The organism is Bacteroides faecis (assembly GCF_020091505.1).
In the GTDB taxonomy this organism is placed as follows: Bacteria; Bacteroidota; Bacteroidia; order Bacteroidales; family Bacteroidaceae; genus Bacteroides; species Bacteroides faecis.
The window spans coordinates 2,789,217-2,809,177 of sequence record NZ_CP081916.1; the positions used below are offsets into that span (position 1 = coordinate 2,789,217).

The following is a 19,961-nucleotide window of genomic DNA, read 5'->3' on the forward strand; positions in this document are numbered from 1 at the left end:
GAATTGCTTCGCCCTTATATTGAATCTTCTTTTGAATATTTACTTATTTAGCGAAACTAACCGCACGTGTTTCACGGATCACGGTGATCTTCACCTGTCCCGGATAAGTCATCTCATCCTGAATCTTCTTGGCGATTTCACCGGACAAGCTTTCAGTCTGTTTATCGTCGATCTTGTCCGCACCTACAATTACGCGGAGTTCACGTCCTGCCTGAATAGCATAAGTCTTGGTTACGCCCGGATAAGCCATGGCCAATTGTTCAAGGTCATTCAGACGCTTGATATACGCCTCTACGATTTCGCGGCGTGCGCCCGGACGTGCACCGGAGATAGCATCACAAACCTGTACGATAGGAGCCAGCAAACTGGTCATTTCCGTTTCGTCGTGGTGAGCGCCGATAGCGTTGCAGATATCCGGTTTTTCTTTGTACTTCTCGGCAAGTTTCATACCCAGCAATGCATGTGGCAATTCCGGTTCTTCATCGGGTACTTTACCGATATCATGCAGCAGACCTGCACGTTTTGCCTTCTTCGGGTTCAGTCCCAGTTCCGATGCCATCACAGCACAAAGGTTGGCTGTTTCGCGGGCATGCTGCAACAAGTTTTGGCCATACGAAGAGCGATATTTCATCTTACCGATAATACGGATCAGTTCCGGATGCAGACCATGGATACCAAGGTCGATTGTCGTACGTTTACCGGTTTCGATAATTTCCTCTTCGACCTGTTTGCGTACTTTAGACACGACTTCCTCGATACGTGCCGGATGGATACGTCCGTCTGTTACCAGTTGGTGAAGAGCCAGACGGGCAATTTCACGGCGAACCGGGTCAAAAGCAGAAAGAACGATTGCTTCCGGAGTATCGTCTACAACGATTTCAACGCCGGTAGCGGCTTCCAGTGCACGGATATTGCGTCCTTCACGTCCGATAATACGTCCTTTGATTTCGTCTGATTCGATATGGAATACTGTCACGGAGTTTTCGATGGCAGTTTCGGTAGCTACCCGTTGGATAGACTGGATAACAATACGTTTTGCTTCTTTGCTGGCAGTCAGTTTCGCATCATCCATGATGTCATTGATAAATGACTGTGCCTGCGTTTTAGCTTCTTCTTTCAGTGATTCGACCAGGCGTTCTTTTGCTTCATCGGCAGACAGACCGGAGATTGTTTCCAGCTTTTCTATTTCCTGATGTTGCAGTTTGTCCAGTTCTTCTTTTTTCTTATCAACGATCACAAGCTGTGCTTCCAGGTTTTCCTTTACAGCTTCGGCTTCCAGTTTCTTGCGCTGGATTTCCTCCTGACGCTGGCTAAGCACCATTTCGCGTTGTTTCAGTTTATTTTCCGCCTGCTGAATTTTTTGATTACGCAGTGCCACTTCTTTTTCCAAATCAGCTTTCTTGTTCAGGAATTTCTCCTTTACTTCCAGCAATTTGTTTTTCTTAATTACTTCAGCTTCAGTTTCCGCATCTTTCAGAATACTATCGTATTTAGACTTCAGTACGTACCGGAAAAGTACATATGAAAGGATTCCTCCTACGACGAAGCAAGCAATTGCTGTTGCTATTATTGCTATCATTCTTACATTAATTTAGTTATATAAATAAAAACGCACCGCCAAATATCAAAACAGTCATTGCTCGGATATTCTGCAGTGCGTGGTGTTTTCTTTATCAGTGAATAGCTCGGTGGCATTATTCTTTTTGGAAATAATCCTCCAGCAATTCCGTTAGTTCTTTTACCTTTTCCGTATACGGAGTGGTATCGTTACGTTGCATTAATTGCAGTTTCTCCAACGAGAACTGATAGGCTACCATGGCAATAATCTTTTCCGGTTCAAGGTTTTTATAGTATTCCCGGTACGCATTAAGCCTGATGTTTACCTGCTTGGCTGCTTCCCGTACCATTTCTTCTTCCTGTCGGTTAATGGTTAACGGGTAGTTTGAGTCTGCTATTTGCAGGTTTATCTTTATTTTATCGTTCATACATCTTTCTTCTTTACTCGTTTAATAAAGCGATGCATTTATCGACTTCACGCACTAATTTTGACAATCGCAGCTTCGTCTCTTTTACGTCGCTGCCGTTAAGGCTGATTGTCGTAGCTGTTTTTAGGTTTGTATAGTTGACTTCCAATTCATCATACTGAGCTTGCACCTTCTCGTTCTTTAACTTTTCGTTTTCAAGAAGTTTTCTCAACCCGGCATTTTCACGCTTTAATTCATCGTGCAAATACATTAAATGCCGTAGCTGCGTTTCAAAGGTACTCAATAACTTTTTTTCTTCTTCTGTCATTACTACACCAAAATTGTACACAAAAATACGATTAACTCTGATATTACAAAAACTTTTCGGGAGAAAATATGCTTTTTAGCCTTAAAATAGTGGATTACATGGGTGAAGGAGATAAAATACATGAGGCTATCTGTGTAAATCTTTTCTTTATGAACAACCCGGCAGGTACAAAAGGTACATTAGGTACACCCTATAATTTTTTCACACACAGGCGTGCGTATGTGCGCACGTATATATATCGCGTATATAATTAATGTTCGTGCGTGTGTGTGCTAAAGGAAGCCTTAGAAAAGTGTACTTATTGTACCTGTTGATAACTTAGTGCTTTGCATGAGCCAAAGCTAAGCTTTACGACTCTTAAAGCATAGCTTTGGCTCACTCAAAGCTATGCTTTATACATTTCCCCTTTTCAAACTGCATTATTCATGAATCTCATGACTTTATTCTTTATCTTTTCTTGGTGATCACTTGTTTGCTAACCCTCTCTTCGTTACCCTGGTGCATTCTAAATAAACTCTTCTTTTTAGTGGTTTCGGTCTTTTAATTCGTTCATAAAATAATGTGGTTTCTATTATTATTGAGTTTCCTGTCGGTGGATAATCAAGAGATGAAAATAATTATTTGTTGAAGGAAAATTTCCTTTTCAGATGGAAAATAGGGCATTTTTGCGTCATAATGAACAAATATTGTCCTTTATTGATTTGTCGTTTTCCTTTTTTACAGAGATTTTCCAGTAAGTTTGCGTACCGAACTAACGGACTCAAATTATAAACATAAATATTTGTATCAGCTAACCATGAAAAAGTATTATTTACTATCTCTTATTTCTGCTTCTTTGATTGGAGCAACTTGTATTCAATGTACTTCTCCCAAACAAAAGACAGGAGAGAATACTCTTCCGCAAAAGAGTGAACTGTTTGTATCATTGCCTGATTATTGTCCGACTCCGGACGGTATGGCTATTGCTCCTAATGGAGATTTGATTCTGGCATGTCCCAATTTTGCAGATATCACACAGCCTGCTTGTCTGATGCGTATTACTAAGGACGGATCGGTTTCGAAATGGCTCGATGTTCCTGTGTTGGAAGAAACCGGATGGGCTTCTCCGATGGGGCTTGCCTTCAACGAAGAAGGTGACTTGTTTATCAGTGACAATCAAGGCTGGAGCGGTGCAGAGAAAGCAAAGAACAAAGGACGTGTACTTCGTTTGAAGTTTGAAAATGACCAGTTGAAAGAAACCATTACGGTAGCATCCGGTCTGGAGCATCCGAACGGTATTCGTATTCGTGACGGAAAATTATATGTGACTCAAAGTTCATTGTCGCAGATAAAAGACCCTTCCGGTCTGCTTGTCAGTGGCGTATACTGTTTTGACATGAACGATCGTGACATTGTAGTAACCAACACTTCGGCTGATAAGAACTTGCTGACTACGGTAATCACCAAAAATCCCGAAGTGCAGTACGGACTGGACGGAATTGTATTTAACGAGGCAGGCGACCTTTTTGTAGGCAACTTTGGTGACGGTGCTATTCATCGTATCAAGATGGACGCGGAAGGAAAAGTAGTCAGCAACGACGTCTGGGCACAGGATACGACTCAACTTCGTACTACAGACGGTATGTGTATCGACGATAAAGGTAACATCTGGGTAGCAGACTTCTCTGCAAATGCCGTTGCGCGTGTAGATAAAAACGGAAAGATTGAGCGCATTGCGCAAAGTCCCGATTGCGACGGAAGCGATGGCGGACTGGATCAGCCCGGCGAACCGATCGTATGGAACGGTCAGGTGATTGTATCCTGCTTCGACCTGGTGACCGGACCGGACAAGGTGAATACCAAACACGATAAGCCTTTCACATTGGCTAAACTGGCATTGGAGTAATATCCCGCGCAAATCTACTATCATCAATCTAATAAAACACATTATTAATAATATGAAACACTATCTATCGACATTTGCCGGTTCTGCTATCTGTGGCGGCTTTGCATTCGGCATCTGGCCCGAACTTTGGAAGACATACGGTCTGATGGGAGGCTGGCTGGCGGCAACGCTGATTATCGGCATCATGTGGTATATGAATCACTATAATGGAGCGATTCTGAATCCTCCGGGAAAAATATGGCTGGATCAGGGCTGGTGCATTGGTTCTGCCGGGATCACTTGGGGAATTGTCCGCTTTCAGGGAGATATTACTAATTTCTTTTATGCCGTACCCACGCTGGTATGCTGCCTGATTGGCGGCGCATTGGCCGGAATTGTGGTATGGAAAATCCGTTCGTGCGATTGTGCCCGGAAAATAAATTAAGGAGGAGGATACAATGAGTGAATGGTTGCAAACCTACAATGAATGGTTGGGCATGTATAATGCCGGAATCATAACAAGTATTTTCGGTGCTTTTGCCGTGACGTTTACCGTATTGATGAGCTGGCCTAAATTGGTGAAGGACTTCGGTCCGATAGGCGGTTTTATGGCAGCTGCCCTTATCATTGGTACTTTCTGGCTGGTGAATCACAAACTTCCCGGTTTCGGTTTTTCTACCGGGCTGCTGAATGATGCCGACGGTTTACCGATGCAATTCAGTCTCATTCATCAGGGAAACCGTGGCAGTGCTCCCTGGGTAGACATGGGATGGGCAATTGCGATGGGCTTTATTCTGGCTGATGTGCTGTGTGCGCCGAAAGGTACGCGCAGCGGATTACTGAAAGAAGCGTTTCCCCGTTGGCTGGTGATTATTCTGGGTGGTATTGCCGGAGGAATCTTTGTCGGACTTACCGGATATACAAATGCGGCACTCTAAATCAATTAACTGAAAAAGGAAAATATAACATGTATATATTAGCACACGATCTGGGTACTAGCGGGAACAAAGCAACTTTGTTCGATGAATCGGGGCTTTTGGTAGCTTCGCGTACTGCTGCTTACCCTACCGACTACGCTTCCGGCAACCGGGCGGAACAGAATCCGCACCATTGGTGGAAAGCTATTGTAGACACAACACAGGCACTTCTCGAACTGGTATCGCCCAATGATATCGCAGGAGTAGCACTTAGCGGACAAATGATGGGATGTCTTTGTGTGGATAAGAACGGTCAGCCGCTTCGTCCGCACATGCTCTACTGTGACCAGCGTTCGCAGGAAGAAGAAGCAAAGTTGACCGATAAGATAGACCCGCTGCATTTCTATGAGATCACGGGACACAGAATCAGCGCTTCCTACTCTGTAGAAAAACTGATGTGGGTGAAGAAGCACGAACCGGAAATCTTCGCGCAGACAGCAAAGATGCTGAATGCAAAAGACTATATTAACTACCGTTTGTGTGGTACTATTGCCACTGACCCTTCAGATGCTTCGGGTACGAACGCCTATGATCTGAATCGTTGGCAATGGAGCGAAGAAATCATTGAAGCGGCAGAACTCGATCTTTCTTTATTTCCGGAAGTCCGTTCTTCTATCGATGTCATCGGGGAAGTGACAGGCGAAGCAGCCCGTGAAACAGGATTGCTTGCCGGAACTCCCGTCATCTGTGGTGGTGGCGACGGCAGCTGTGCCGGAGTAGGAGTAGGCTGTGTGGCTCCGGGCAATGCATACAACTATCTGGGGTCTTCATCCTGGGTAGCACTGACGGTGGAAAAGCCGATTGTGGACGAACAGCGTCGCACGATGAACTGGGCGCACGTAGTACCGGGTATGCTGCATCCGTCGGGAACAATGCAGGCGGCAGGTTCTTCTTACAACTGGATGATTAACCAGTTGTGTCAAAACGAACGGACACTGGCGGCTCAGTCAGGACGCAGCGTATTCGAACTGATTGACGAACAAATTATCTCATCTCCGATCGGTGCCAACAAGCTACTCTTCTTACCCTATATGCTGGGTGAGCGTACTCCTCGCTGGAATGTTGATGCCAAAGGTGCATTCATCGGTCTGACGCTGGGGCATACACACGGAGATATGTTGCGCGCCGTCATGGAAGGCATCACTTTAAATCTCGGATTTATTGTGAACATCTTCCGCAAGCATGTTCCTATCGATCAGGTAACAGTGATTGGCGGATGTGCACAGAATCCGATCTGGCGTCAGATGATGGCAGATATCTATCAGGCGGAAATCCGCGTACCCAATTATCTGGAAGAAGCGACTTCGATGGGAGCTGCTATTCTGGCAGGTATCGGTGCGGGTATATTTAAGGACTTCTCTGTGATCGACCGTTTTGTTCGTATTGAACAGACCGTACAGCCGATTCCGGAGAACGTGAAGAAGTATGAAGCCTGGATGCCTGTTTTCGATCAGGCTTATCATGCATTGTGTGAGATGTACACCGAGATAGCGAAAACTGAACTATAAATTATATAATCGAATAAGAATACAATGAAAACTGTGATTGTGCCGGCTCCCGGCAAAATTGAAATACGAGAGGTGGAAACACCTGCAATCAATGCATATCAGGCATTGGTAAAAACAGAAATGGTGGCATTGTGTAACGCTACCGACAGTAAACTGATTGCCGGACATTTTCCCGGCGTAGATGCATATCCGTTGGCTCTGGGACATGAGAATGCCGGAATCGTAGTAGCGGCAGGCGAGAAGGTTCGCAACTTTAAAGTAGGCGATCGTGCGATCGGCGGCCTCATTTCCGACTTTGGCGCGCAAGGCATTAATAGCGGCTGGGGCGGTTTCAGCGAATATGTAGTAGTGAATGACTTCGAAGTGCTGAAGGAAGAAGGACTTGCCACACCCGAACAGGGATGCTGGGACAGCTTTGAAATTCAGAATTCGGTTCCTTCGCATGTGCAGCCGGAAGAAGCGGTAATTTCCTGTACCTGGCGTGAAGTACTGGGAGCTTTCAAGGATTTCAACCTGACTCCGGGAAAGAAAGTGATTGTAGTAGGTTCCGGTCCGGTAGGATTGAGCTTCGTAAAGCTGGGCAAACTCTTCGGCCTGGGGCAGATTGATATTGTTGATATGCTTCCTGCCAAACTGGAAGTTGCCCGCCGTATGGGAGCCGACAATGGATATACACCTGCCGAAATCAGCACACCGGAATTTATAGCAGCCGCCAACCGCTCTTACGATGCAGTGATTGACGCCGTAGGACTCGATGTAGTAGTCAATTCCGTATTGCCGTTGGTAAAGATGGGCGGAGACGTCTGTGTGTATGGTGTTATGACGAAAAATCCGACATTCGACTTGTCGAAAGCACCTTATAACTTTGACCTGCACATGCATCAGTGGCCTACCCGTTCGGAAGAGAAAGCGGCTATGACCACGCTGGCTCAATGGATTGAGGAAGGCAGACTTTCTGCATCCGACTTTATCACACACCGTTTCAAGATAGAAGAAATTGAAGAAGCCTTTGCTGCAGTGAAACGTGGCGAAGTATTGAAGTGTGTATTGATTTTTTAACTAACATAATTAAATACCTTATAAGAATGGAAACTAAGAATATAAACGAAGTAATTGCAAATTTATCAGTAGAACAATTGGCAGGAATGATTGACCATACATTCCTTAAACCTTTCGGAACAGCCGAAAATATAGAAAAACTTTGTGCCGAAGCCCGTCAGTATAAGTTTGCGATGGTAGCTATCAATCCTGCGGAAGTAGAAACTTGCGTGAAATTGCTCGAAGGTTCCGGAGTACGTGTAGGAGCAGCTATCGGTTTCCCTCTGGGACAGAATACGGTAGAATGCAAAGCATTTGAAACTCGTGATGCCATTGCCAAAGGTGCCACAGAAATAGATACAGTGATCAATGTCCGTGCTTTACAGAAAGGACAGACTGACATCGTAAAGAAAGAAATCGAAGATATGGTTTCTATCTGCAAACCTGCCGGAGTGATCTGTAAAGTGATTCTTGAAACTTGCTATCTGTCTGACGAAGAGAAAGAGACAGTATGCCGCATTGCCAAAGAGGCCGGTGTAGACTTTGTGAAAACTTCTACCGGATTCGGCACAGCGGGAGCCAATGTGCATGATGTAGCGTTGATGCGTCGTGTAGTCGGTTCGGAAATTGGTGTGAAAGCTGCGGGCGGTATCCGTGACCTGGAGACTGCTTTGGCTTTAATTCAGGTGGGAGCTACCCGTATCGGTACTTCAAGCGGTATTCAGATTGTGGAAGCCTATAAAGAATTGAAGAAAGGCATGTAATATCTCTTTTTCAGGATGGTAATTAAGGTAAATAAGAAATCAAAATGATAAAATCAAGATTAATGAAGCTGTTGAAGTGGGGGATGGCATGTTGCATGCTCGTCTCTGTCGTTGCCTGGCAAACGAAAGACACTTCTTTTCAGCCGATCGACACAAACGGTTTTATCGCCGAAATGCAAAAGCAGTTTGCAGAAGTGCAGGCGATAAGGAAGAAAGATAATCATAGAGAAGAATTAGATCGTAAAATGAGAGATACGCACCGGATGCTGATGCACACCTATCCGGTCTATTACGATTGGTGGCTGCAAGACGGACAAGATGCGAAGAATGAAAAAGATGGCAAAGATGTCAATTGGTTTAGAGGCACTCTCAGCCGTCAGCTTTCCATGCGTTTGCAGAAGCTGAATGTCACTACTACCGTTAATGATACTCCGGAAAGTATTACAGCCGCTTTTCAGGCCTATCTGAAAGCATGTGAAGCAAGACGTGCAAAGCGTCTGGCTTCATTCACTGCCAACAGTCCGGAAATTGTATTCACAAAGTTCAGAACACTGCGTCCTTCCTTCTTCGCTTATACCGAAGGAGCTTCGGATGCCCGTGCCGAATGTAATTACATTGCAGGCGGTACATTGTCGAAGATTAAGATGAACGGCATCTGGGCGGAAGAGGAAACACTGATGACAGATGAAGATGGTGTATATCGTGATCCGAATCTGCATTTCGATGGTCAGCATCTGCTTTTCTCATGGAAGAAGTCGGCTAAGGAAGACGATTTCCATTTGTATGAGATGGACCTGAAGACTCGCGATATCAAGCAGTTGACTTTCGGTAAGGGACATGCTGATATCGAAGGAATCTATTTGCCCGATGAAAATATCCTTTTCAACTCCACCCGTTGCGGAAGTGCGGTAGACTGCTGGTTTACCGAAGTCAGCAATATGTACTTGTGTGACAGAGAAGGACGCTATATGCGCCAGGTAGGTTTCGACCAGGTGCATACCGTTACTCCTACATTGCTCGATGACGGTCGTATCGTTTATACCCGTTGGGATTATAACGACCGCGGACAGGTATGGGCACAACCGTTGTTCCAGATGAATCCTGATGGAACAGGACAGGCGGAATATTACGGTATGAACAGCTGGTTCCCGACGACGGTGGCACAAACCCGCCAGATTCCCGGTACTCGTAAAGTGATGACTGTATTTATGGGACATCATACTCCTCAACATGGTAAATTGGGTATTATCGATCCCGAAGCCGGACGTGACGAGAATGAAGGAACGATGTTCGTAGCTCCGCTTCGCAAGCCCGAAGCAGAACGTATCGACAGCTACGGACAGTTTACTGATCAGTACCAGCATCCTTTCCCGATGAATGAAACGGATTTTCTTATTTCTTATACTCCGCTGGGATATTATGTTGGGCATCCGATGGAATTTGGAATCTATTGGATGAATGTAGACGGAGAACGTGAATTGCTCGTTTCCGATTCGAAGATATCCTGCAACCAGCCTATATTGGTGGCTCCGCGCACCCGTCCCTTCCAGCGTTCGTCTTCGGTAGACTATACGAAGAATGACGGTGTGTATTATATGCAGAACATTTACGAAGGCAATGGTTTGAAAGGTGTGAAACCGGGAACGATCAAGCAGCTTCGTGTGGTAGAAATACAGTTCCGTGCGGCAGGTATCGGCGAAGTGAACGGTGATGATAAAGGAGGAGGTGCATTGGCCAGTTCTCCGGTAGGAGTAGGTAATGCTGCCTGGGATGTGAAGAGAGTGATAGGGGTGACCGATGTATATCCGGATGGCTCCGCTTTCTTTAAAGTTCCTGCACGCAGACCGTTATATTTCCAGGCATTGGATGAAAATGGCCGTGTGGTACAGACTATGCGCAGCTGGTCTACCCTTCAGCCGAACGAGGTACAGAGTTGTGTGGGATGTCATGAACATAAGAACACCGTTCCGGTGGCAGGACATCCGGTATCTATGGCAATGAACAAAGGTATCAAGGCTTTGATACCGGAAGATGAAATGGGAGAACGTAACTTCAGCTATCTGAAAGAAATTCAGCCGATTTGGGACAAGCATTGTATTTCTTGCCATGACGGAGTGAAACAGCCGATGAGTCTGAAAGGCGAGTTGCAGGTGCTTGATAAGCGAAGCAAGAGAAAATATGCACAGTCTTATCTGAGTCTGACGCATGCCCGTATGGATGGTCCTGATGGTCCGTGGAGAGGCAATGCCCATCATCCGGAAGTAAACTGGATCAGCGCTTTGTCCGAGCCGACTTTGTTACCTCCTTATTTTGCAGGGTCTAACACAAGTAATCTGATCAAACGCCTGGAAGAAGGTCATGGAGGCACCAAACTGACTCCGCAGGAGATACGTAAAGTTTCTCTCTGGATCGACTTGCTCGTTCCTCAGATCGGAGATTACCGTGAAGCGAACAACTGGTCACAACATGACCTCGAATATTACGACCGCTACGACAAGAAAAGGAAAGCAGCTCGTGCGGAAGAGCAGGAGAATATTCGCCAGTACATTCAATCCCTTCAAACTAAACAACAGAAATAATGAAAAAGATATTAATACCTGTTAGTATCATAGCTGTACTTCTTTGCACTGCTGCGAAAGATGCTGATCAGACAGTTATTTCGCCGGATCGTCTGTTTTTGGCGGATAATGGAAAATCCTTGTTTGTTACCAACAGAGCAGGTAGCGAACTGATAAAAATGTCGGCTGACGGAAAGGAGATGGAACAAAAAGTGGAGTTCTCTTCTCCGGTCAACGCCATGACACAAGACCCTGACGGAAACCTCTGGGTAGTGTGCGACGGAAACTACGGCATGATGTACCAACTGGACGGAAAAAAACTTTCGATACAGTCTAAAACAAAAAGCGGTGCTACTCCTTCGGATATTTTGTACAACCCTTTGTCTCAATCACTTTGGGTAGCACAACGGTTCAACAACGAGCTGTGGGAGATAGACCCCGCAACACGTAAGGTAAAAGCGAAAATCACTGTCGGACGTGAGCCGGTGGCAATGGCTTCCTTTGCCGGTGACTCTTGTCTGCTGATAGCAAACAATATGCCGGAAATGCCGTCTACAGCCTATCCGCTTGCAGCCCAGCTCGATATTGTCGATGTGTCTTCAAAGAAGGTGGCAAGCCGTATCATGCTTCCCAACGGTTCTACAGATGTGAAATCGATAGCGGTAGACAAGAATCGTGCGTATGCGTATGTCACTCACTTGATTGCCCGTTATCAGTTGCCTACCAATCAGCTGGATCGCGGATGGATGGCTACGAATACGTTGTCCATTATCGATCTGAAGGCGAGAAAGCTGCTGACTTCCGTATTGTTGGATACTCCCCAAAAAGGAGCTGCCAATCCGTGGTCGGTGATTGTCACCCCGGATGACAAGCAGATTATTGTAGCTGCTGCCGGAAGTCAGGAGCTGGTTCGCATTGACCGCATTGCCCTGCACGAACGTCTGGCGAAGGCAAAACAAGGAGTGATGGTGACACCTTCCGTGAAGTCCTGGAATAATATACCGAATGATGCCGGTTTTTTGTATGGCATCCGCGACTTTATCCCTACACAGGGTAAAGGTCCCCGTTCGGTTGTTGCTACCGGCAATAAGATTTATACAGCCAATTATTATACTTCGGAACTGGTTTCTATGGATATGAACGGCAAGAATCTCAATAAACAAGTTTTGGGTGCTCCGCTGGCTTTCACCAAAGTAGGCAAGGGAGACATGTATTTCCATGATGCGACAATCTGCTTCCAGAACTGGCAGAGTTGCGCTACCTGCCATCCGAACGATGCGCGCATGGACGGACTTAACTGGGACTTGCTGAACGACGGCATGGGAAATCCGAAGAACACGAAGACACTGTTGCTTTCACATCAGACTCCGCCTTGTATGGCTACCGGTATCCGTAAGAATGCTGAAGTGGCAGTACGTTCGGGTGTGAAGTACATTCTGTTTATGGAAGGAAATGATGAAATCTATGAATCTATCGACGAATATCTGAAATCTCTGAAACCATTGCCAAGCCCTTATCTGGTGAATGGCAAACTTTCCGGGAAAGCGAAGAAGGGAAAGAAGATATTTGAAGAGAACTGTGCAAGCTGTCATTCAGGCGAATACTACACAGACCAGAAACAGTATAAGGTAGACTGGACCACCGGACCGGATAAAGGGTTGTCGATGGACGTTCCTGCTTTGAACGAATGCTGGCGTACGGCTCCTTATCTTTATGACGGACGCAGCTACTCGATGAAAGATATGCTGAAGATACACGGACCTCATAAGCCTGTTACTGAAAAGGAACTGGAAGAGTTGGAGGAATATGTATTATCCCTGTAGTGAGTAATCGGTGCTTGAAAGCTTCTTTATAATAATACTAATTCAGACTTATTATTTATGACAAGAATATATATTTCGATTTTGGCAGTTCTGTTCTCTGTGTCTCTGTTTGCACAGACAAAGACATTTGCCGGAGCCGATTATTCGCAAGGGATCGTATTTGTGATGGAAAACAACCGGATTGTATGGAAACACAAAGCCCCCGATTCAAATGACTTATGGATATTGCCTAATGGCAATATCCTTTTCACCACCGGACACGGAGTGCTCGAGATGACTCGTCAGAACGATACCATCTTTCATTATGAGTCCCAAAGTCCGATTTTTGCCTGTCAACGTTTGAAGAACGGCAATACATTTGTCGGTGAATGTGTGTCCGGACGGATGCTGGAGATATCTCCGAAGGGGAAGATTGTGAAGGAAGTCTGCATTTTGCCGGAAGGCGTGAAAGATGGCGGATTCGCCTTTATGCGCAATGCCCGCCGGTTGGATAACGGACATTTTCTCGTGGCACATTATGGAGATCAGTGTGTGAAGGAATATGATACGAACGGTAAAGTCGTGTGGAAGCTGGATGTTCCCGGCGGTCCGCATTCTTTGACCCGCCTGCCTAACGGACATACGTTGATTGCCGTAGCAGATAAGGACGGAAATCCCCGTTTGATAGAAGTAACCGGAGAAGGAAAGACGATTTGGGAACTGTCGAATGCGGATATTCCCGGAAAGCCTTTGAAATTCCTCGGCGGCTTTCAGTATTTCTCCGACGGACGTTTTCTGATTACGAACTGGACAGGACATGTGAATCCGAAAGATAAAGTGCATTTGCTGTTGGTAGACCGTCAGAAGAATGTGCTCTACTCTCTGGAGAACACTCCGGAGCTACAGACAATGTCTTCCGTGTATAGTGCGGATATACCGGCAGGAGTAGCTTCTTTTCATTAATCCATGCATCGTGCATGAAATATCACTGAGGTTTTCAATATGAAGTATCATCGAATAAAATGTGAAATCTATAAAGCGGAAGGGAAAACTTGGGAACGGATGGCAGAAGAATTACTTCTGTCCGCCGTTCGTAGGGAGAGAGTCGTCCGCCTTATTTTCTTTACTGCCTGTAAGGATAATCAGGAATACCGGCAGCAACGAACTTTTCTGGAACAATGGGCAGACAGCCATTTTCCGTCTCCCCGACCGGTTGTTTCGGTGGTGGCCCAAAAGCCTTTGGAAGGTGAGTTGGTGCTGGAAGTACATTCATTACCGTTATCGGTTGATGAGGCAGTGATGCTGGAAGAGCGCTTTGCCTCTTCTGTCCGCTATCTGCGGATAACGTCTGCCGATTATCGGGAAATCATAGCGGGAGGACTTTGCGCTGATGATTTGAATCTCCCCATTCGTGAACAGTCGGAACAGACTTTCCGGAAAGCGGAAGAAATCCTGAAGGCGGAACAGATGAATTTTGGTGATATCGTCCGTCAATGGAATTATCTGGAAGGCATCACGGATATTGCACATGGCAATCAGTGCTATCAGGATTTTAATGATGTTCGTTCCCAGTTCTATGCTACTTCGGAGTGGCAGTCGGGGTATCCGGCAGCAACGGGAATCGGAGCGCAGCATGGTGGTATACAGATCGACTTCAATGCAGTGAGCGGAAAGATTGGGATTATTCCTTTGGATAATGACTGGCAAAGAGCCGCACATGTTTATTCGGATGAGGTACTGATTAGTCATCGACCGGATACGGAGAAAGGAACCCCTAAATTTGAAAGAGGCAAATCACTGTCCGACCATCAGCAGGAAGTGATTTATATTTCCGGGACGGCTGCTATTCGGGGCGAGGAAAGTATGGTGACCGGAGATGTGCTTTGGCAAACAGAGATTACTCTTGAAAATATCCAGCATCTGATCGGTCTGGAAGAGGGAAAGGAGAAACTACCGGAACATTCCGGTAAGCTGGAGCTTCTCCGCGTATATCTCAAAAACGAGAAAGATGCGCAGATTGTGAAAGAAGATATGGATAAACTTTGTCCGGGCGTTCCTGTCGCCTATCTTTATGCAGATGTGTGCAGGGAGGAATTACTTGTAGAGATTGAAGGTATTGCTCATTTATAAAAAGCATATCTTACTGATAGAAGATAATCACTTATAACGGAAAAACGAATGAAACTGATTCGACTGATAGCTTCACCGGTGTTAATGTATGTATTGGCGGGACTCTATGCACTTATATTGGCGGCAGCCACATTTGTGGAAAACTCGTATGGACCTGCTGTTGCCCGCGAACACTTTTATTATGCTCCCTGGTTCATCCTGTTGCAGTTGTTGCAGGCTGTCAATCTGCTGGCCATGTTTCTTCAGGGAAGCTATTTCAAAAGAATCAGTAAAGGAAGTTTGATTTTTCATGGGGCTTTTGTATTTATTTGGTTGGGGGCTGCTGTTACTCACTATGTAGGAGTAACAGGAATCATGCACATCCGTGAGGGGGAAACGGTGAGTAGCATGATGCACGATGAAGGTGCAGGGATGGGTAAAACCTCCCTGCCTTTCTCCGTTACTCTGGATGATTTCAGGTTGCAACGCTATCCGGGTTCCCATAGCCCGATGTCTTACGAGAGCGATCTGGTGATAAAGAAGGGGGATGAGGTTCCAGTGCAGGCAACTGTCCGTATGAATAAAGTGATTGATATAGACGGATACCGGTTGTTTCAGTCGTCATTCGATCCGGATGAGCAGGGAACCATTCTGTCCGTCAGTTACGATCGTCCCGGAATGCAACTTACATATATAGGATACTTTTTGCTGTTTGCAGGCTTTGTGCTTACATTATTCAGTAAGAAATCCCGTTTCGGTCGTCTGCGCAGGGAATTGGGAGAGATGAAGAAAAACATGCCTTACTGTGTACTGTTTCTCTTGGCCTTGTCCGGTGTAGCCGGTGGGCAGACAGTACACGCACAGCAACCTTGTGTGTCTTCTCAGCACGCCGGGAAATTCGGAAGCCTGGTAGTGCTGAATCCTAATGGGCGCCTCGAACCGGTCAATAGCTATACCTCCGCTATTCTGCGTAAGCTTTATGGAGCCGATAAACTGAATGGCATCAACTCTGACCAGTTTTTCCTGAACCTGCTCTCTTTTCCCGACGAATGGGGAGCCTATCCTTTTATTAAAGTCGATAACAAAGAACTACTCCAGCGGTTTGGCAGGAGCGGTAAATACATTGCCTGGGAGGACGTTTTCGATTCGGAAGGCAACTATATCCTGACCGATGAAGTGAATGATATCTACGCCAAACCCGCTTCGGAACGGAAACGGATGGACTCGGATTTATTGAAACTGGATGAATCTGTGAATATCGTATATCGTATCATGCAACATCAGTTACTGCCACTTTTCCCGGACGAGAATGATGCACAGGGGAAATGGTATTCGGCAGGAGATGAACTGAATGTTTTTCAGGGAAAAGATTCTTTGTTTGTTTCCAAAATCATGGATTGGTATATCTATGAGCTGGGGAATGGAGTTCGTTCCGGCAATTGGGAGGAAGCGGACAAGATTGTCGGCATGATGAATATTTTTCAGCAGGCAAAGAGTAAGACTCCCGCTATTGACAACCAGAGAGTGAAAGCGGAACTTCTTTATAATCAGCTGAATTTGTTTTTCTGGTGTCGTCTGGCTTATCTTATCTTAGGCGGAATTTTACTTTTTATAGCCTGTGGTGAGATTATTGCAGACTTTAAATGGGGAAAAAAGGTATGCGGCATTTTAATTGCTCTTCTGGTGATCGCCTTTTTGGCTCATACATCCGGTGTATTGTTGCGTTGGTATATCAGCGGGCGTGCACCTTGGGCAAATGCTTACGAGTCCATGATCTGTACTTCATGGATGCTGGTAGGTGGCGGACTCCTGTTTGCCCGCCGGTTCCGTATTCTCCCCGCACTTGCAGGGTTATTAGGTGGAATAATGCTTTTTGTGGCAGGATTGAACCACCTGAATCCCGAAATTACTCCTTTGGTGCCGGTACTTCAGTCGTACTGGCTGATGTCTCATGTCGCCATTATCATGATAGGCTATGTATTCTTTGCGCTTTGCGCTCTGACGGGACTGTTTAATCTCATTTTGATGAGTCTGCTCTCTGCCACCAACCGGGTGAAGCTCCAATTTCGTATCCGTGAGTTTACCTTACTGAATGAGATGGCAATGATCCTCGGTCTATTCTTTATGACAGCAGGAACATTTCTGGGTGCCATCTGGGCGAATGTCTCGTGGGGAAGATACTGGGGATGGGATCCCAAAGAAACATGGGCTCTGATTTCCATCGTTGTCTATGCACTGGTGCTCCATATCCGTTTTATCCCTCTGCTGAAAGGCAAGACAACCTGGTGTTTCAATCTGCTTTCAGTGGTTGCTATTCTTTCTGTCATCATGACCTGGTTTGGAGTGAATTACTACCTGAGCGGTCTGCATTCTTACGGAAAGACCGAAGGAGGAGATTTACTGCTATGGATATGGGGAGCAGGGTTGTGTGTCGTACTTGCTTTGGGGCTCTTTGCACGCAGGCGTTTGAATACCGAAGTATGATTCGGGAAAATTGCAGTTTTACCTAAATACGTTTAGGGAATCAATTGTTTTTTGTAGTATCGGGAGACGTAGAAGTGTTTCCTGTTTGGGAATGGGCTATTGCCAGATAGCAATTTGCCGTTTGCGACTGAATATGTTGTTTGCCGGTACTGTTACTACTGTGTATCTTAATGAGGAAGAACGCAAAAGTAAGGTCGGTATATGGCGAGGTGATTGATGCGGATGATTTGGAGAATAGAGATTTGATAAGAAAGATGATTAGTGAATAGTAATACTACAATGTTACCATTCGTGCCAATGCAAGTATTCTTCAGGATTTAAAATATGAAAAAAGAAGTCAGACATAAACTAATATACAATGGTATTAAATGCAATAACTAGAATAAAGAAACTGATAATATATGACTGGTAGGTCATGATAATGCGGTTAATAAGTAGGAATAAGCCGCAAAATATGCGGCTTATTCCTACTTATTAACCGCAAATTTACTGAAAACTCCAATGAAATGCTTATTTTTGCAAAAAGGAGGTATGATATGTTCATTCATGACACAGAGAATTGGACTTCGTTCAGATGGAATGCTGATACATTATCTGACGTAAGTTTTCTTTTCTGTTATTTCCTAAGAAGTGGATTTATCGCATAAGGATACTTACCACATACTCTTATTTACTATAAGAAGCCTTCACAAAAGGAGCTTCCAGCAAATAATCTATACTCTTTTTTACGCTTTCCATTACAGGGCAGCTATAATCTTCTATTTCGGCAACGATATTTTTCACTCCTGCTGTTTTTGCATTATTAAAGATGGCATCGAATCCTACCATACCACTTTGACCCAGTTCTCTGTGGTCTTTGATGTGAAGCATGGTGAAGCGTCCCGGATATTTATTGAAATAATCTACCGGACTGTGCTGACCTCTGACTATCCAATATACATCCATCTGAAAGAAGACATACTCAGGATTGGTATTTTCAATTATATAGTCCAACATAACCGCTTTGTCTTCCACTTTCTGAAATTCATGTGCATGGTTATGATATCCGAATTTCATACCGTTCTGCTGACATCTTTTGCCTATTTCATTGAAATAGTCGCAATACATCTTCATCTCTTTCATTGTTTTAGGAACACCGATTCCCGGGTTTACGATATATTTCATACCGGCGGCTTTATGGGCGGCTATGCTTTGATCCCACCATTTCAAAGATTCGGAGAAGTCTCCGGAAGCCACTTCTTCGCCTGACAATCCTCTTGAACAATGTGAAGACAGCACTGTCATACCGGCTTTTTCTACTGCACTCTTGAATTCTTCGGGAGTTTTACCATAGAACTTTCCGTTGTCATAATTGGCTGCTTCAATACTGGTATATCCCATCTCAGCTAAATCTTTAAGAACAACATTGAGATCAGTTCCTTTATTGATTACATCTCTGACAGAATAGAGTTGGATAGAAACCTCTTTTTTCTTTTTGGCGTTCATTGCTTGTGGCAAGGCTACTAATAAAGCGAATAGTACTAATAAATATCTGGCTTTCATCGTATGATACATTAATTTGTGAATTTATTTACATGAACTCCATTGAAGAACGCTATCATTGAGACAGCTCTTCAATGGAGTTGTTTAAAACAGATTAGCAATAGAATAGTAATTTTAATCCAGAACCTTCACGCGGATATTACGGAACCAAACATCGTCACCGTGATCCTGCATTCCGATAAATCCTTCATGGTTTTCACCACCGCAGTTATTCAGCAGTTCGAAAGCCAGCGGCCATTTGTCTTCGCTGAATTTGCTGGCCTGCAACATTTCCGTCCATTGTTTTGTCCACAGGTGATATTCAAGAACATTCTCGTCATTCTGTCCGTGAACAACGGTGCCTTTGTAAACCATGATCTTGGCCTTGTTCCATTCGCCGGAAGGTTTCGCATTCTGGGGAACAGCCGGAATCATGTCATACAAAGAAGCCGACTGACGGTTATTGTCTTTACCCAGTTTGGCATCCGGATGATTGTCATTGTCCAATACCTGGTATTCGGGAGCGGAGATATAGATCGGTTCGAGTACATCGTTACCATCCTTGTCCTTGGAAGTCACTTCCTGAGCCAGATAGAAGATACCGGAGTTACCGCCCTTGGAAATCTTCCATTCCATTTCCAGTTCGAAGTTCTTGAATTTGTGAGCGAAGATCAAATCTCCGCCGTCACCGTCCTGCGCTTCACCGCCGCCGGAACCGTTGAACTTGATACAGCCGTCCTCGATAGTCCACTTGGAAGGCACTCTGTCCTTACCGTAACCACGCCATCCGTTGAATGTTTTTCCGTCAAAGATGGTGATGTAACCATCCGCATCTACCGGCAATTGCAGGCTGTCCGTCTCTGCCGCTTTTAATGATTTTGAATATGACAATGCTACTTCGTTTGCCGACTGCTCTTCCTGAGCTGTTCCGGCTTTCTTCTGACCACCGCAAGAAACCAGAACTCCCGCTGCAAGACAACAAGCTAATGGATAAAATACTTTCTTCATAATAATTGCTATTTATTTTTTAATCTTTAATTCCTA

General features: G+C 45.1%; 16 protein-coding genes. 11 read left to right on the top strand and 5 right to left on the bottom strand.

Annotation, left to right across the window (positions count from 1 at the left end; translation table 11 throughout):
• Window positions 1-43 precede the first annotated feature (43 nt).
• From rny to K6V30_RS10650, 3 genes are all read right to left on the bottom strand, one after another.
• Window positions 44-1,579, bottom strand: a complete 1,536-nt coding sequence (rny, locus tag K6V30_RS10640; RefSeq protein WP_010537006.1) for a ribonuclease Y — start codon at window positions 1,577-1,579, stop codon at window positions 44-46.
• Window positions 1,580-1,694: 115 nt separating this feature from the next.
• Window positions 1,695-1,985, bottom strand: a complete 291-nt coding sequence (locus tag K6V30_RS10645) for a cell division protein ZapA (RefSeq protein ID WP_010537007.1) — start codon at window positions 1,983-1,985, stop codon at window positions 1,695-1,697.
• Window positions 1,986-1,998: 13 nt separating this feature from the next.
• The gene (locus tag K6V30_RS10650) at window positions 1,999-2,292 is read right to left on the bottom strand and encodes a hypothetical protein (RefSeq protein WP_010537008.1); all 294 of its coding nucleotides are present in this window, start codon (window positions 2,290-2,292) and stop codon (window positions 1,999-2,001) included.
• A gap of 796 nt (window positions 2,293-3,088) precedes the next feature.
• Here K6V30_RS10650 and K6V30_RS10655 point away from each other — a divergent pair.
• From K6V30_RS10655 to K6V30_RS10705, 11 genes are all read left to right on the top strand, one after another.
• The gene (locus K6V30_RS10655; protein WP_010537009.1) at window positions 3,089-4,177 is read left to right on the top strand and encodes an SMP-30/gluconolactonase/LRE family protein; all 1,089 of its coding nucleotides are present in this window, start codon (window positions 3,089-3,091) and stop codon (window positions 4,175-4,177) included.
• Window positions 4,178-4,229: 52 nt separating this feature from the next.
• Window positions 4,230-4,601, top strand: a complete 372-nt coding sequence (locus K6V30_RS10660; protein ID WP_055270095.1) for a Lin0368 family putative glycerol transporter subunit — start codon at window positions 4,230-4,232, stop codon at window positions 4,599-4,601.
• Window positions 4,602-4,614: 13 nt separating this feature from the next.
• Window positions 4,615-5,094 (top strand): Lin0368 family putative glycerol transporter subunit, encoded by a 480-nt coding sequence (locus K6V30_RS10665; RefSeq protein WP_010537011.1) that lies wholly within the window; start codon window positions 4,615-4,617, stop codon window positions 5,092-5,094.
• A gap of 29 nt (window positions 5,095-5,123) precedes the next feature.
• Complete coding sequence (gene xylB, locus K6V30_RS10670; RefSeq protein ID WP_055270093.1) at window positions 5,124-6,641, top strand: xylulokinase; 1,518 nt, start codon at window positions 5,124-5,126, stop codon at window positions 6,639-6,641.
• Between the two features lie 24 nt (window positions 6,642-6,665).
• Complete coding sequence (locus K6V30_RS10675; protein ID WP_055270091.1) at window positions 6,666-7,700, top strand: zinc-dependent alcohol dehydrogenase; 1,035 nt, start codon at window positions 6,666-6,668, stop codon at window positions 7,698-7,700.
• Window positions 7,701-7,726: 26 nt separating this feature from the next.
• Window positions 7,727-8,443 (top strand): deoxyribose-phosphate aldolase, encoded by a 717-nt coding sequence (gene deoC, locus K6V30_RS10680; RefSeq protein WP_010537014.1) that lies wholly within the window; start codon window positions 7,727-7,729, stop codon window positions 8,441-8,443.
• A 44-nt stretch (window positions 8,444-8,487) separates the two neighbouring features.
• Window positions 8,488-11,022, top strand: coding sequence for an HzsA-related protein (locus K6V30_RS10685; protein WP_029425368.1), 2,535 nt, complete (start codon window positions 8,488-8,490; stop codon window positions 11,020-11,022).
• On the top strand, window positions 11,022-12,824 hold the full coding sequence (locus K6V30_RS10690) for a YncE family protein (RefSeq protein WP_010537016.1): 1,803 nt from the start codon (window positions 11,022-11,024) through the stop codon (window positions 12,822-12,824). Before K6V30_RS10685 ends, K6V30_RS10690 begins: the two co-directional genes overlap by 1 nt.
• Window positions 12,825-12,881: 57 nt before the next feature.
• Entirely contained in the window at window positions 12,882-13,766 is an 885-nt protein-coding gene (locus K6V30_RS10695) for an aryl-sulfate sulfotransferase (protein WP_055270089.1), read from the top strand.
• A 99-nt stretch (window positions 13,767-13,865) separates the two neighbouring features.
• Window positions 13,866-14,933, top strand: a complete 1,068-nt coding sequence (locus K6V30_RS10700; RefSeq protein ID WP_224207287.1) for a chorismate transformation FkbO/Hyg5 family protein — start codon at window positions 13,866-13,868, stop codon at window positions 14,931-14,933.
• A 48-nt stretch (window positions 14,934-14,981) separates the two neighbouring features.
• Window positions 14,982-17,396: a cytochrome c biogenesis protein CcsA gene (locus K6V30_RS10705; RefSeq protein ID WP_055270086.1), complete on the top strand. Its 2,415-nt coding sequence runs from the start codon at window positions 14,982-14,984 to the stop codon at window positions 17,394-17,396.
• A gap of 666 nt (window positions 17,397-18,062) precedes the next feature.
• On the opposite strand, the gene K6V30_RS10710 is transcribed toward K6V30_RS10705, so the two are convergent.
• Together K6V30_RS10710 and K6V30_RS10715 are read right to left on the bottom strand one after the other, a co-directional pair.
• Window positions 18,063-18,938 (bottom strand): sugar phosphate isomerase/epimerase family protein, encoded by an 876-nt coding sequence (locus K6V30_RS10710; protein WP_055270177.1) that lies wholly within the window; start codon window positions 18,936-18,938, stop codon window positions 18,063-18,065.
• Window positions 18,939-19,052: 114 nt separating this feature from the next.
• Entirely contained in the window at window positions 19,053-19,925 is an 873-nt protein-coding gene (locus K6V30_RS10715; RefSeq protein ID WP_149933417.1) for a 3-keto-disaccharide hydrolase, read from the bottom strand.
• Window positions 19,926-19,961 lie beyond the last annotated feature (36 nt).